Annotated in this window: 10 protein-coding genes; 1 reads left to right on the top strand and 9 read right to left on the bottom strand. The window is 71.2% G+C overall.

Going from position 1 to position 13,567, the window contains the following annotated elements:
• Nucleotides 1–2 precede the first annotated feature (2 nt).
• Nucleotides 3–1,574 carry a YrhB domain-containing protein gene (locus D1J60_RS12855; protein ID WP_125821192.1) on the top strand — a complete coding sequence of 524 codons (1,572 nt, stop codon included), beginning with the start codon at nt 3–5 and terminating at the stop codon, nt 1,572–1,574.
• Nucleotides 1,575–1,696: 122 nt separating this feature from the next.
• On the opposite strand, the gene D1J60_RS12850 is transcribed toward D1J60_RS12855, so the two are convergent.
• The 9 genes from D1J60_RS12850 to D1J60_RS12810 form a co-directional block, all read right to left on the bottom strand.
• Entirely contained in the window at nt 1,697–3,478 is a 1,782-nt protein-coding gene (locus D1J60_RS12850) for an IucA/IucC family siderophore biosynthesis protein (protein WP_125821191.1), read from the bottom strand.
• Entirely contained in the window at nt 3,475–4,065 is a 591-nt protein-coding gene (locus tag D1J60_RS12845; RefSeq protein WP_125821190.1) for a GNAT family N-acetyltransferase, read from the bottom strand. Before D1J60_RS12845 ends, D1J60_RS12850 begins: the two co-directional genes overlap by 4 nt.
• Complete coding sequence (locus D1J60_RS12840; RefSeq protein WP_125821189.1) at nt 4,062–5,363, bottom strand: SidA/IucD/PvdA family monooxygenase; 1,302 nt, start codon at nt 5,361–5,363, stop codon at nt 4,062–4,064. The genes D1J60_RS12845 and D1J60_RS12840 overlap by 4 nt, the downstream gene beginning before the upstream one ends.
• Nucleotides 5,347–6,837 carry an aspartate aminotransferase family protein gene (locus D1J60_RS12835; protein ID WP_125821188.1) on the bottom strand — a complete coding sequence of 497 codons (1,491 nt, stop codon included), beginning with the start codon at nt 6,835–6,837 and terminating at the stop codon, nt 5,347–5,349. Before D1J60_RS12835 ends, D1J60_RS12840 begins: the two co-directional genes overlap by 17 nt.
• A 156-nt stretch (nt 6,838–6,993) precedes the next feature.
• Nucleotides 6,994–7,902: a siderophore-interacting protein gene (locus D1J60_RS12830; RefSeq protein WP_125594129.1), complete on the bottom strand. Its 909-nt coding sequence runs from the start codon at nt 7,900–7,902 to the stop codon at nt 6,994–6,996.
• A 123-nt stretch (nt 7,903–8,025) separates the two neighbouring features.
• Entirely contained in the window at nt 8,026–9,072 is a 1,047-nt protein-coding gene (locus tag D1J60_RS12825; protein WP_125594128.1) for an ABC transporter substrate-binding protein, read from the bottom strand.
• 150 nt (nt 9,073–9,222) lie between these two features.
• Nucleotides 9,223–10,383, bottom strand: coding sequence for an acyl-CoA dehydrogenase family protein (locus tag D1J60_RS12820; RefSeq protein WP_125594127.1), 1,161 nt, complete (start codon nt 10,381–10,383; stop codon nt 9,223–9,225).
• Between the two features lie 7 nt (nt 10,384–10,390).
• Nucleotides 10,391–11,311, bottom strand: a complete 921-nt coding sequence (locus D1J60_RS12815; protein WP_125594170.1) for a hydroxymethylglutaryl-CoA lyase — start codon at nt 11,309–11,311, stop codon at nt 10,391–10,393.
• Nucleotides 11,312–11,322: 11 nt separating this feature from the next.
• On the bottom strand, nt 11,323–13,548 hold the full coding sequence (locus D1J60_RS12810) for an acetyl-CoA carboxylase biotin carboxylase subunit (RefSeq protein WP_125821187.1): 2,226 nt from the start codon (nt 13,546–13,548) through the stop codon (nt 11,323–11,325).
• Nucleotides 13,549–13,567 lie beyond the last annotated feature (19 nt).

The raw sequence follows: 13,567 nt of genomic DNA, 5'->3' as shown, positions 1-13,567 counted from the left end.
AGATGCTCACGTTGAACGAGGCCGTCGAGGCGGCCAGGCCCTATGCCGAGCGCGCGTACTCCGATGGGCCGTGGACGCTCGTCATGCAGCCGGAGCTCAGCGAAGAGCACGAGCTGGCCTGGATCATCAGGATCGATGCGCAGGAAAGCATCGACTCGGGGAACCGGTGGGCGGGGCCCCTGACGAAGGTGGTGATCGTACCCAAGGACGGAGCGGAGGTTCACTTCCCGCCGAGTCACATGCCGGTCGCCGACTACCTCGCCTTCGTGCGCCACGGAGGCTGGGAGACGGCGGCCAAGGGAAGGACCGTCGAGGCCGAGCCGTGGCAGCAGGCGCTCCAGTGGCTCCTGGACACCTATCGCGGGCTCGTCGAGCTGGTGGGGATCGAGCCGGTGGCCGAGGACGCGGGCACGTGGCTGTTTGCCTGCAGGACGGTCGAGCAGCCGGGATACCCGCGGACGCCGATGCTGGCAGCGTCGGTCGTCGTGCCCAAGACGCCGGGTCGGCCTTTCCACCCTTCCTCTGATGACCCTTGGGGGGACGTCGCGGCGTATACACGTGCTCCTGCCAAGCGCGATCCTGAAGTGGAGGCCCGGCGGCTGAACTCGCGCGGGTGTGTCGTCACCGTGGCCGCGGCCATCGCCGGGGCTCCGTCGAGCCCGCTGCCCTGGCAGCCCTCGCACGAGGCGCCCGGGTGGTGGGAGCTGCTGCTCAAGCGGTACTTCCCGACCGCCGAGCAGCTGCGGTGCGGGAGCTGGGACGAGGTGATCCGGCGGGTCGAGGAGACCGGGCCGGACACCCAGGGCGTGATGTGGGTGCGCCGGGCGATCGGCGGTACCGAGGTCAGCGGGCACCTGCTGTACGCGCACAACCACAGCGGCACGGTGGTGTTCCTCGACGGCATGACGGGCGGGCTCGCCCGGCTCGACACCGAGAGCGTGCTGGAGCTGGTGTTCGCGCGGTTCCGGCCGGGGGCGCCGCAGTCCGCCGAGGACTTCGGGGCGGCGCGGGCGAAGGCCGAGGCGTGGCTGGGGGAGACGTACGAGGTGCCCGTCGAGCTCGTGGCGCCGGATCCGGCCGACGAGACGGCCCGGGGGTGGCTGTTCGCCTGCCAGACCACCGCCGCGCTGCGGACGGGCGACTGGCGGCACTCGATGCTCGACGCCGCGCTGGTGGTGCCGAAGGGGCCGGGGGCGCCGTTCCTGCTGCCCAACTCCGACCCGTGGGGGTTCTTCGCCCGCTGGGACCGGGGCGAGGCGGCCGGGCCCACGCCCGAGCCGGGGAAGGCCGACTGGTTCGCCTCGACGATGGCGCAGCTGGGGCCCGTCATGCAGGTGTCCGAGTTCCCGACGGTCACCGCCTCCGTCCAGGCGCTCGCGGCCCTGCCGCCCGGGGGCCGCGCCCTGGTGTGGGTGCGCCGGCTGGACGGGCGGGGGCGGGAGTCCACCGGTCTGCTGCTCACCGGCCTGCGTTCCGAGGGCGGCTTCGTGGGGCTCGTGGACGGTTCGGCGGAGGAGCTCAAGAGCCTCGACGGGTTCCGGGAGTCCGGGGTCCGGGTCGTCCGCTACCGCTGAGGGACGGCACGACGCCGGGGCCGCGAAGAGGGCCAGTCAGGGCTTCGCGGCCCCGGCGTCGGGGCGGAGGGCGGGTGCGGCTTCGAGGGACCGTATCGACGCCGCGCCCGCCCCCCCACCGGTCACCGCCGCGCGAAGGGCGCGACGGGGTTCTTGAGGGTGCCGATCAGCTGGAGGGCCGCCGCCGGGTCGGCGAGGTCGACCATCTGCTTGTTGTTGCGCAGCTGGAGGCGGTTCAGGCAGGACAGCTGGAACTCGGGAGTGAAGAGGTCGTACTGCGCGAAGCGGTCCGCCAGGGCGGGGGTCGAGGCCTGGTAGTCGTGGGCGCAGTCCGCCACCGCCTGCCAGAAGGTGGACTCGTCGCAGATGCCTTCCGCGACCAGGATGGAGTTCAGGAAGCGGAAGAAGCAGTCGAAGACGTCCGTGAAGATCGACAGGAGCTTCATGTCCTCCGGGATGTCCGCGCGGACGCGTTCCACCGCCGGCGGGAGGACCGCGTCCGGGTCCATGACGACGATCTCCTCGGCGATGTCCTTGAAGATCGCCCGCTGTACGACGCCGTCCTTGATGACCAGGATGGTGTTCTCGCCGTGCGGCATGTACGCGAGGTCGTACTGGTAGAAGCAGTGGAGGAGGGGGAGGAGGTAGGCGCGGAGGTACGGCTTCAGCCATTCGGCGGGAGTGAGGCCCGATTCCTCGATGAGGGCGCCCACGAAGGACCTGCCGTCCGCGTCCACGTGGAGGAGCGAGGCCATGGTGGCCAGGCGCTCGCCCTCGCGCAGGGAGTTCACCGGCGACTCGCGCCACAGGGCGGCCAGCATCTTGCGGTACGGCGAGTAGCGGTCCGTCGCGCGCTCGTACTGGCGGTGGTGGTAGCCGATCGCCGCCCGCTCGCGGATGATCGAGAAGTCGACCGACCGCAGGACCTCGTCGGACTCGATCAGCTGGTGCAGCCAGTCGTTGATGGCCGGGGTGGCCTCCATGTAGGCGGCGGACAGGCCGCGCATGAAGCCCATGTTGAGGACCGAGATGGCCGTCTTGACGTAGTGCTTCGTCGGGGTGGTGGTGTTGAAGAAGGTGCGGATCGACTGCTGCGCGAGGTAGGCGTCGGAGCCCTCGCCCAGCAGCACCAGGCGGCGGTTGGCGATCTCGGCCGCGAAGGTGACCGTGGTCTTGTTCCACCACTGCCAGGGGTGGATCGGCAGCAGGTGGTAGTCCGCCAGGTCCAGGCCCAGGGAGGTCATCTTCGCGGCGAACAGGGTGAGGGCGTCCTCGCCCAGCTCCTCGCGCATGAAGGTGTCGTGGTCCAGGCCCGCGCCCGCCGTGAAGGTGGAGACGTCCTTGCGGGCGGCGACCCACACCAGGTGGACCGGGCTCGCCGTCTCCGGGGCGTACGAGAGGTACTCGTGCACGCCGAAGCCCAGCCGGCCGTTGTTGGCGACGAAGCAGGGGTGGCCCTCCGTCATGCCCGTCTCGATGTCCTGGAACGTGGACTTCGCGAGGGTGGACGAGCTGAGCTGGGGCTTGGTGTATTTGTAGCCCGTGCCGGCCAGGGTGGAGGAGATCTCCTCCAGGTAGACCGGCAGGACCTCCGCGCTCAGGCCCAGGGTCTGCCGGAGCTCGATGTGGAAGTCCAGGGCGTCGAGCGGGAGCTCGGTGCCGTTGCCGTGGCGGGTGATGGATTCCTCGTCCACCGCCCAGTGGTCCAGGGCGTGCAGGGCCGAGCGGAAGCGGTACTCGACCGAGCCGTCGTCGCTGCGGACCGAGTAGAGGTCCCCGCCCAGCGGCTCGGGCGTCAGCAGGCGCTCGTGGGAGAACTCCGCGAGGGCCTTGCGGACCAGGGCGCGGTTGGCGCGGGCCCACAGCTCGGGGGAGAGGTGGGAGACGGCGTCGGCGAGGCTCATGCCGGGACTCCCGTCGTGAGGGCGGTGGCCGCCTCGAACCGGGCGCGGGTGCAGAAGCTGAGCAGGGCGGTCTTCTCGGGCTTCTGGACCTCGCGCTCGGGGACGAAGCCGACCGCCTCGTTCAGGGCGTGGACCGCCTTGTTGCGGACGTCCGGCTCGACGACCACGCGCTCCGCCGCCGGGTCGGCGAAGAGGGAGGCCATGACCGTGGTGATCACCGCGCGGGTGAAGCCGGATATGGGGGTGTCCGAGGGGGCCACCAGGAAGTGCATGCCGATGTCGCCGGGCCGCGCGTCGTACAGGCCGACCAGCTCCAGCTTCGAGGGGTCGTAGCTCTCCATCAGGAAGGCCGGGCGGCCCTCGTGGAGGCCGATGAAGGCGTGGTGGTCCTCGTGCGCGGTGATGCGCGCGTACTCGCGCTCGACCTCGGTGAGGGAGGCTTCCTGCATCATCCAGAACGCGGCCTTCGGGTGCGTCACCCAGCCGTGCAGGAGTTCCGCGTCCGCGAAGGGGTCCAGGGGGCGGATGGCGAAGGTCCCGAGGGCCGCGTCGGTGCGGGCGAAGAGGATTTCAGGGGTGGTGCTCATGCGTGCATGCCTTCCGGGGCCGCGAACTGCTGGAACGCGATGGACTTCTCGACCTTGTAGTACTCGCGGCCGAGCAGCTCACCGACGATGTACGCGTTGCGGTACGCGGCCATGCCCAGGTCGGGCGAGGTGAGGGAGTGGTTGTGGGTGGTGCCGTTCTGGAGGTACACCCCGCGGCCGGTGACGTCGACGGCGTAGTTGCGGCCGGCGTCGAGGCGGCCGTGGCCGTCGAAGTTCAGCCGGTCGTGGATCGGGGTGAGGAACTCCGGTGCCACGTACTTGTAGCCCGTGGCCAGGACCAGGCCTTCGGTGGTCAGGGTGAAGTCCCGCTCCTGCTCCTCCTGGCGCAGGCCGAGCGTGTACGTGCCCGTGGTGGTGTCGTACGCCGTGCTGTTCAGGGAGCTGTTGGTGAGCAGGGTCGTGGGGACCGTGCCCGGCATGGTGATCTTCTTCTGGTAGAGCAGGTCGAAGATGGCGTTGATGAGGTCGCCGTCGATGCCCTTGAAGAGGTTCTTCTGCTGCCCCTCCAGCCGGTAGCGGGTCTCCTCGGGGAGGGCGTGGAAGTAGTCCACGTACTCCGGGGAGGTCATCTCCAGCGTGAGCTTGGTGTACTCCAGCGGGAAGAAGCGCGGGGAGCGGGTCACCCAGTTGAGCTGGTAGCCGTGTACGTCGATCTCGGCGAGGAGGTCGTAGTAGATCTCGGCCGCGCTCTGGCCCGAGCCGATCAGGGTGATCGACTTCTTCTTCTGGAGGGTCTCCTTGTGCTGCATGTACGAGGAGTTGTGCAGGAAGTCCCCGCCGAGGCCCGCGCAGGACGCCGGGACGTGCGGCGGGGTGCCGGTGCCCAGGACCAGGCGGCGGGCCCGGTGGGTCTCGCCGCGGTCCGTGTGGACCTCGTACACGCCGGCGGCCTCGTCGTACGTCACCTCGGTGACGGAGGTGGAGTACTGGACGTTGTCGAGCCGGTCGGCGGCCCAGCGGCAGTAGTCGTTGTACTCGGCGCGCAGCGGGTAGAAGTTCTCGCGGATGTAGAAGGAGTACAGCCGGTCCTTGTCCTTCAGGTAGTTCAGGAAGGAGAAGGGCGAGGTCGGGTCGGCGAGGGTGACCAGGTCCGACATGAACGGCGTCTGCAGGTGCGCGCCGTCCAGGAACATCCCGGCGTGCCACTCGAAGTGCGGCTTCGACTCGATGAACAGCCCGTCGAGCTCGTCGATCGGCGCGGTCAGGCAGGCCAGTCCCAGGTTGAAGGGACCCAGGCCGATGCCGATGAAGTCGTGGGGCTTAGCGGTGGACGGCAAGGGATTCTCCCAGGAACTGCTCGGCGTGTGCGGCGAGGAGGTCGAGGACGGCCGCGATGTCGGCCGTCGTGGTCTGCGGGTTGAGGAGGGTGAACTTCAGGTACTGCTTCCCGTCCACCTTGGTGCCGGCGACGACGGCCTCGCCGGAGGCGAACAGGGCCTTGCGGGCGTGCAGCTGGGCCTCGTCGACGAGGTCGCCGCGCGTCTCGCCGGCGGGCAGGTAGCGGAAGACGAGCGTGGAGATCTGCGGCTCGACGACGACCTCGAAACGCGGGTCGGCCGCGATGACGTCGTAGCCGGCGGCGGCGAGGTCGACGACCTGGTCGAAGAGGGAGCCGACGCCGTCGGCGCCCATGATCCGCAGGGTCATCCAGAGCTTGAGGGCGTCGAAGCGGCGCGTGGTCTGGATGGACTTGTCGACCTGGTTGGGGATCCGCTCCTCGGCCATCCGGCGCGGGTTGAGGTAGTCCGCGTGGTACGTGGCGTGCTTGAGGGTGTCGCGGTCGCGGACCAGCATCGCGCTGGAGCTCACGGGCTGGAAGAACGACTTGTGGTAGTCGACGGTGACCGAGTCGGCCTTCTCGATGCCGTCGAGGAGGTGCCGGCGGGTGGGGGAGACCAGCAGTCCGCAGCCGTAGGCGGCGTCCACGTGCATCCACGCGGAGTGCTCGCCGGCCAGGCGGGCGATCTCGGGGAGCGGGTCGATGGACCCGAAGTCGGTGGTGCCGGCGGTGGCGACGACGGCCATCGGGAAGAGGCCCTCGGCGGCGCAGCTCTCCAGCTCAAGGGCCAGGACGGAGGTGTCCATGCGGCGGTTGCGGTCGACGGGCACGCAGATGACGGCCTCGTAGCCGAGGCCCAGCATGGCGGCGGACTTCTGGACGCTGAAGTGGCTGGCCTCGGAGGTGAAGATGCGCAGTCTCGGCAGCAGTTCGGCCTTGGTGAGCTCGGTGCCCTCGTCGAGCGCCCGCTTCATCACGGTCCGGCAGGCCTCGTCGCGGGCCAGGAGCAGGGCGTGGAAGTTCGACTGGCTGCCGCCGGAGGTGAAGATGCCGTCCGCGCCCTCGCCGAGGCCGATGCGGCGGGCGGTCCACTCGATCAGGCGGCGCTCGATGAGCGTGCCGCCGATGGACTGGTCCCAGGTGTCGAGGGAGGAGTTGACGGCGGAGAGGACCGACTCGCCGACCACCGCGGGGATGACGACCGGGCAGTTGAGGTGGCCCAGGTAGCGCGGGTGGTGGAAGTAGACGGCGTCGCGGAGGTAGACGTCCTCCAGCTCGTCGAGGGCGGCGGCGGCGTCGCCGAGCGGCTGGTCGAGGTCGATCCCGTTGATGACCGGGGCGAGTTCGTCGACGGATATGCCGGTGTGGGGCCGCTCGGTCGTGGCGAGTTTGGCGGCGACGCGGTCGACGCCCTCGGTGACGGAGCGCCGGTAGAGGTCCGCGGTCGTCTCGTTCAGCAGATGCTGGCGCATCAACTTTCCTCCGGGCAGGGGTGAGCGGGGGGACGGGCAAGGCGTGGGGTGCGAGAGTTAGGTTAGCCTAACCTTAATTCGATCACAAATGCGGGAGGCCCCGGCGAATGCCGGGGCCTCCCGCATGAAGTTCCGTGTGCCGCAAGGGCGTTGGGGCTAGAGCTCGGACGCCGGGTCCTCGCTCGGGGCCTGGCCCGCGTACGCCTCGGCGAGCAGCTGCTCCTCGCTGGCGCCGAGCCGCCAGTAGCCGGTGAAGCGCACCGCGCGCCGGTTGATGGAACGTTCCTGCACCAGGTGGCGGCGTACCGCGCGGATCGTGCCGGCCTCGCCCGCCAGCCAGGCGTACGGGGCCTCGGCGGCGGGCAGTTCCGCCGCGCGGATCTCCTCCACCACGCGGCCCGCCCGGTCGGGGCCGGACGCGCCCTTCGCGCGCACGATCCAGGTGATGTCGGCGTCGGCGTCGGTGCGCAGGGCCAGCCGGTCGTCCGCGTGCGGGACCTCGAACCAGGCCCTGGCCTTCACGCCGGCCGGGAGCCGCTCCAGGATCGCGGCGGCGGCGGGCAGGGCCGTCTCGTCCGCGTACATCAGGAAGGCGTCGGTGGCGGCCGGGGGCTGGAAGCGCACGGACTTGTTCTCCGCGACCGCCGGCCCGATCGCCATGATCCGGCGGCCGGTGACGGCCCGGCCCGCCCAGCGGGAGGCCGGTGAGGCGTCCCCGTGCAGGACGAAGTCGATGTCGACCTCGTCCACCCCCGCGTCCGTACGCCGCTGCTCGCGCACCGTGTACGAGCGCATCACGGGGCGGTCCTCGTCCGGCATCGCGCGCCAGGCGCCGAACCAGGTGTCCTCGTCGGTGGACGGCAGCTCGGTGTGCTCGGCGTGCGCCGGCGGCAGGAAGAGCGAGAGGCTCTGGTCGTACCCGCCGGACCTGAAGTCCGCCAGGGACTCACCGCCGAAGGTGACGCGCAGGAACGAGTGGCCGAGGCGGCGCGTGCGCAGCACCTCCATCGTGAAGAAGCGGAAGTGCGCCACGGCCTGTTCGGCCTCGGATGCGGTGGCGGTCATGCGCGAGTCCCCCCTGGGATTCGAATGGGCGCCGGCGGCGGGTGTGGTGCCGGGCGGTCAGTGCCGGAGGCCGGGCCGCGGGCGGTGGCCCGCGGCCCGGCCCTCAGGACCGGCGCGAGAGGGTCAGGAGACCTTCTTGGCGTTCTGGATGGTCTTGGCGAGGTCCTCGAGGATCTGCGCGCACTTCTCGTACGAGTAGATCGGCTCGGTCACGCGCGGGGCGACCTGGCCGGCCTTGACGGCGGGCAGCTCGTTCCAGGTCGGCTTGGCCTTCAGGGCCTCGGGCTGCAGGGCCTGGGTGCGGTTGTCGAGGAGGACGACGTCGGCCTTGTACTTGCCGGCGTTCTCCCAGCTCAGGCTCTCGTAGAAGCCCTGCGGGTCCAGCTTGTCCTGCTCGGGGGAGACGAACTCGACGCCCAGGGACTCGAAGTACTTCAGGTCGGCCGAGGTCTTCGGGGTGGAGACGTAGAAGAGCTGGTCGGCGCCGGAGCCGACGAGCACCTTGACGCCCGGGTTGGCCTTGACGGCCTCGCGGACCTTGGCGGAGGCGGCGTCGAAGCGGGCCTTGGCGTCGGCGGCCTTCTTCGAGTTCAGGTCGGCGCCCAGGGACTTGGCGAGGTCCGCGGTGCGTTCCAGGGCCTTGTCCATGGAGACCTTGTCGCCCACGCCGATCGCGGCGGCCGGGGCCAGCTTCAGGATCTTGTCCTTGGAGGCCTCGGGGACGTACCAGTACGTGCCGTCCCAGGTGTTGGTGGCGAGCAGCTCGGGCTTGAGGGCCGCGTACTTCTCGACGTTGAACTCGTCGTAGACGTTGCCGAGGATCTCGACCTTGGAGATGTCCATCGAGCCGGCCATCGGGTCGGCCTTGCCGTCGGCCAGCTTGGTCGGGCCGAAGACGCCCTTGACCTGCACGCCGTAGTCGTACAGCGCGGCGGCGGTGCCGGTGTAGGCCACGATGTTCTTCGGCGTGGACTTGGCGCTGGCCGTCTTGTCCAGGTCGTCCTTGAAGCTCCACGCGCCCGAAGCGGCGGCCGTGCCGCCCTTGCCGCCCTCAGCGTCCTTCGCCTTGTCGTTGCCGCCGCACGCGGTGAGAGCCGCGACGAGGCCGAGGGCGCCGCCGGCGGCGACGAGACCGCGGCGGGAGAGGAACGTGGAGCTGGGCTTGGGCATGGGGAATTCCGCTTTCGTGCGTGCAGGGCGGCCGGGGGACCCGAGGCCGTTCGGTGGGAAGGTTAGCCTAACCTTGGCCGAAAACGGTAAGGGGACCCTAATTATTTTCGGGTCCCCTCGTCGTTCCCCGCGCGCGGCGCGGGTGTTGGGTCAGCCGGCGAAGCCCAGTTCGCGGGCGATCAGCATGCGCTGCACCTCGCTCGTGCCCTCGCCGATCTCCAGGATCTTGGAGTCGCGCCACATGCGGGCCACCGGGTACTCGTTCATGAAGCCGTAGCCGCCGTGGATCTGCGTGGCGTCCCGGGCGTTGTCGACGGCGACCGTCGAGGAGTACAGCTTCGCGATGGCCGCCTCCTTCTTGAACGGCTCCCCGTGCACCAGCCGGGAGGCCGCGTCGCGCCAGCCGATGCGGGCCATGTGGGCGCGCGTCTCCATGTCGGCCAGCTTGAACTGGATGGCCTGGTTGTCACCGATCGGCTTGCCGAAGGCCTGCCGCTCCTTCGCGTACTTCACCGACTCGTCAACGCAGCCCTGCGCGAGGCCCGTCGCCAGGGCCGCGATGGCGATCCGGCCCTCGTCGAGGATCCGCAGGAACTGGGCGTAGCCGCGACCCTCCTGGCCCACCAGGTTGGCGAGCGGCACCCGCACGTCGTCGAAGGACAGCTCGCGGGTGTCGGAGGAGTTCCAGCCGACCTTGGAGTACGGAGCGGCCACCGTGAAGCCCGGGGTGCCGGACGGGACGATGATCGAGGAGATCTCCGGGCGGCCGTCGGCCTTGCGGCCCGTCACGGCCGTGACCGTGACCAGGCCCGTGATGTCCGTACCGGAGTTGGTGATGAAGCACTTCGACCCGTTGATCACCCACTCGTCACCGTCGCGCACGGCCGTGGTGCGGGTGCCGCCCGCGTCACTGCCCGCACCGGGCTCGGTCAGGCCGAACGCGCCGAGCACCTCGCCCGAGCACAGCTTCGGCAGCCACTGCCGCTTCTGCTCCTCCGTGCCGAACAGGTACAGCGGCATGGCACCCAGGGAGACGCCCGCCTCCAGGGTGATCGCGACCGAGGAGTCGACGCGGGCCAGCTCCTCCAGGGCGATGCCGAGGGCGAGGTAGTCGCCGCCCATGCCGCCGTACTCCTCCGGGAACGGCAGGCCGAACAGGCCCATGCGGCCCATCTCGCGGACGATCTCGTAGGGGAACTCGTGCCGCTCGTACAGGTCGCCGATCTTCGGTGCGACCACGTCGTGCGCGAACGCCTCGACGGTGCGGCGGAGTTCCTCGTGCTCGGGGGTGAGCCGGTGGTCGAGGGACATGGTGTGACTACTCCTTGTGGGAGAGGGCGCGGACGGTACGGGAGGGGCTGGGGCGCCCCAGCTGTTCGGCCATCCACACGCTCGTGGCGGTGAGGGCGGCCAGGTCGACCCCGGTCTCGATGCCGAGGCCGTCGAGCATCCACACCAGGTCCTCGGTGGCGAGGTTGCCGGTGGCGCTCTTCGCGTACGGGCAGCCGCCGAGGCCGCCGGCGGACGCGTCGACCGTGGTCACGCCGTGCTGGAGCGCGGCGAGGGTGTTGGAGAGCGCCTGGCCGTAGGTGTCGTGGAAGTGCACGCCGATCCGGTCGGTCCCCACCCCCGCGGCGTTCAGCTCGGACAGCAGGGCCTGCACGTGGCCGGGCGTGGCGACGCCGATGGTGTCGCCGAGGCTCAGCTCGTCGCAGCCCAGGTCCAGCAGGGCCTTCGCGACGCGGACCACCTGGTGGACCGGGACGGCCCCCTCCCAGGGGTCCCCGAAGCACATCGAGAGGTAGCCCCGCACGTGCGCCTCCCCGGCCTTGGCACGGGCCACGACGGGCTCGAACATGGCGAGGGACTCGGCGACCGTCCGGTTCAGGTTGCGGGCGGCGAAGGTCTCCGTGGCCGAACCGAACACGGCGATGCGGGTCGCCCCCAGGGCCAGCGCCCGGTCCAGGCCGCGCTCGTTGGGGACCAGGACCGGGAGCGCCGCGTCCACGTCGGAGAGGAGCGGGAAGAGCTGCTCGGCGTCCGCGAGTTGGGGGACCCACTTGGGGTGGACGAAGCTGGTGGCCTCGATGGTGGTCAGGCCGGCCGCGGCGAGCCGGTGGACGAACTCGGCCTTCACGGCGGTCGGTACGGCCGTCTTCTCGTTCTGCAGCCCGTCGCGCGCGCCGACCTCGTGGATGCGGACGCGGGGCGGGAGCCCGGCGGGGGCCGGGACGGTCATGGGCAGCCCGTTCACGAGGCCTCCTCCCCGTCGTCCGGGGTCACCACGGCCAGGACCTGGTCCATGGCCACGGTGGTGCCCGGGGTGACGTCGAGTTCGGTGACGGTGCCGGCGTGCGGGGCGGAGATGACGTGCTCCATCTTCATCGCCTCGACGACCAGCAGGCTCTGCCCGGCCGTGACCTGGTCGCCGACGGCCACCTTGACGACGGTGACGGTGCCGGGCATGGGGGCCGCGAGGGTGTCGGCGCCCGCCCTGCCGCTGCCGCTGAGGGAGGCGGTGACGGGGTCGTGGTGCTGGACGTGCCAGCTGTCGCCGTCGCGGCCGAGCCAGACCCCGTCCGGGGAGGTGGCGTGGCTGAAGCGGTAGGTGACGCCGTCGAGTTCGAGGGTGAGGGTGTCGGCGGTGCGGTCCACGATCCGGGCCCGGGCCGGGCCGCTGGGGCTCTGCCCCAGGCCCCGCGCCTCAATCGCTGGCGGGGCTGAGTTTGGTGCGGCTCCGCCGTCGGAGGCCGTCGGGAGGAGGAGTTCCACCTGCGGGCCGGTGGTGCTGGGGCTCTGCCCCAGACCCCGCGCCTCAAACGCCGGCGAGGCTGAAGTTGCCGGGCGGGAGCGGACGGCCACCGGCTCCTCGCCGGGGAGGCGGAAGTGGTGGACGGTCCAGGCGGGCGTGCCGCCCAGGCGCCAGCCGCTGGGCACCCCGAAGGGGTCCACCCACGCGGCGGAGCCGCCGGTCTGGCCGCCGGGGCCGGCAGCGCCCCCGTCCAGCCCCGCCGGCGCCTGAGGCGCGGGTCCGGGCAGGGCCCGGTTTCGGGAAGGGGCGGGGTGGGGGACAGAGGCCAGCAGTGCGGCCGCCGCGTACACCTCCGGCGGGACGCCGTCGGGCAGGAGCCTGCTCAGGTCCCGCTCCACCAGGCCCGTGTCCATGTCGCCGGACACCACGTCCGGGTGCGCGAGCAGACGACGCAGGAAGCCGGCGTTGGTCTGGACACCCAGGATCACCGTGTCCGCCAGCGCACCCCGCAGGACACGGAGGGCCGCCGCGCGGTCGGGCCCGTACGCGATGACCTTCGACAGCATCGGGTCGTACGTCGAGCCCACCGGGACGCCCGCCGTCAGCCCCGAGTCGGTGCGCACCGTGCCGCCGTCCGGCTCCGACAGCGCCAGCACCGTGCCGCCGGACGGCAGGAACCCGCGCGCCGGGTCCTCCGCGCAGACGCGGGCCTCGATCGCGTGCCCGGTCAGCCGGATCCCGTCCTGGGTGACGGGCAGGGGCTCGCCCGAGGCGACCCGCAGCTGCTGCTCCACCAGGTCCAGGCCGGTGACCAGCTCGGTCACCGGGTGCTCCACCTGGAGGCGGGTGTTCATCTCCATGAAGTAGTACGAGGACGGGTCCCCGCCCGGGACGATGAACTCCACCGTGCCCGCGCCGACGTACCCGCAGGAGCGCGCCGCCTCCACGGCCGCCGCGCCCATCGCCGCGCGGGTCTTCTCGTCCAGCAGCACCGAGGGGGCCTCCTCGATGACCTTCTGGTGGCGCCGCTGGAGGGAGCACTCGCGCTCGCCCAGGTGCACCACGTTCCCGTGCGCGTCGGCCAGCACCTGGATCTCGATGTGCCGGGGCCGGTCGATCCACCGCTCCACGAGCAGGGTGTCGTCGCCGAAGGAGGACTTCGCCTCGCGGCGGGCGGCCGCGATCTCCTCGGCGAGCACCGCCTCGTCCCGCACCAGCCGCATGCCCTTGCCGCCGCCGCCCGCCGAGGGCTTGAGCAGCACCGGCATGCCGATCTCCGAGGCTGCCGCGGCCAGTTCGGCGTCCGTCAGGCCGCTGCCGGAGGAGCCCGGGACCACCGGGACGCCGGCCGCGCGGACCGTCTCCTTCGCCGTGATCTTGTCGCCCATCAGGGAGATGGCGGAGGCGGGCGGCCCGATGAAGGCCAGCCCGGCCTCCGTGCAGGCCGCCGCGAAGGCCGCGTTCTCGGCGAGGAAGCCGTAGCCGGGGTGGACGGCCTCGGCGCCGGTGCGCTTCGCGGCGTCGAGGAGCCGCTCCACCGACAGGTAGCTCTCGGCGGCGGCCGCCGGGCCGATCCGGACGGCCGTGTCGGCCTCCCGTACGTGGCGCGCGTCGGCGTCGGCGTCGCTGAAGACGGCGACGGAGCGGATGCCGAGCTGCCGCAGGGTGCGGATGACGCGTACCGCGATCTCGCCGCGGTTGGCGACCAGAACAGTGCTGAACATCGAAGGGGTCCTCACGTCA

The organism is Streptomyces sp. W1SF4 (assembly GCF_003950035.1).
Classification (GTDB): domain Bacteria; phylum Actinomycetota; class Actinomycetes; order Streptomycetales; family Streptomycetaceae; genus Streptomyces; species Streptomyces racemochromogenes.
Note: the sequence above shows the minus strand (reverse complement) of the source record. Positions and strands in the feature narration are given on the sequence as shown.

Excerpts from the sequence above, each read along its gene's own strand:
- D1J60_RS12855 (WP_125821192.1), top strand. The coding sequence starts at position 3 with ATGCTCACGTTGAACGAGGCCGTCGAGGCGGCCAGGCCCTATGCCGAG.
- D1J60_RS12850 (WP_125821191.1), bottom strand. The coding sequence starts at position 3,478 with ATGAGCCTCGCCGACGCCGTCTCCCACCTCTCCCCCGAGCTGTGGGCC.
- D1J60_RS12845 (WP_125821190.1), bottom strand. The coding sequence starts at position 4,065 with ATGAGCACCACCCCTGAAATCCTCTTCGCCCGCACCGACGCGGCCCTC.
- D1J60_RS12835 (WP_125821188.1), bottom strand. The coding sequence starts at position 6,837 with ATGCGCCAGCATCTGCTGAACGAGACGACCGCGGACCTCTACCGGCGC.
- D1J60_RS12830 (WP_125594129.1), bottom strand. The coding sequence starts at position 7,902 with ATGACCGCCACCGCATCCGAGGCCGAACAGGCCGTGGCGCACTTCCGC.
- D1J60_RS12825 (WP_125594128.1), bottom strand. The coding sequence starts at position 9,072 with ATGCCCAAGCCCAGCTCCACGTTCCTCTCCCGCCGCGGTCTCGTCGCC.
- D1J60_RS12820 (WP_125594127.1), bottom strand. The coding sequence starts at position 10,383 with ATGTCCCTCGACCACCGGCTCACCCCCGAGCACGAGGAACTCCGCCGC.
- D1J60_RS12815 (WP_125594170.1), bottom strand. The coding sequence starts at position 11,311 with ATGACCGTCCCGGCCCCCGCCGGGCTCCCGCCCCGCGTCCGCATCCAC.
- D1J60_RS12810 (WP_125821187.1), bottom strand. The coding sequence starts at position 13,548 with ATGTTCAGCACTGTTCTGGTCGCCAACCGCGGCGAGATCGCGGTACGC.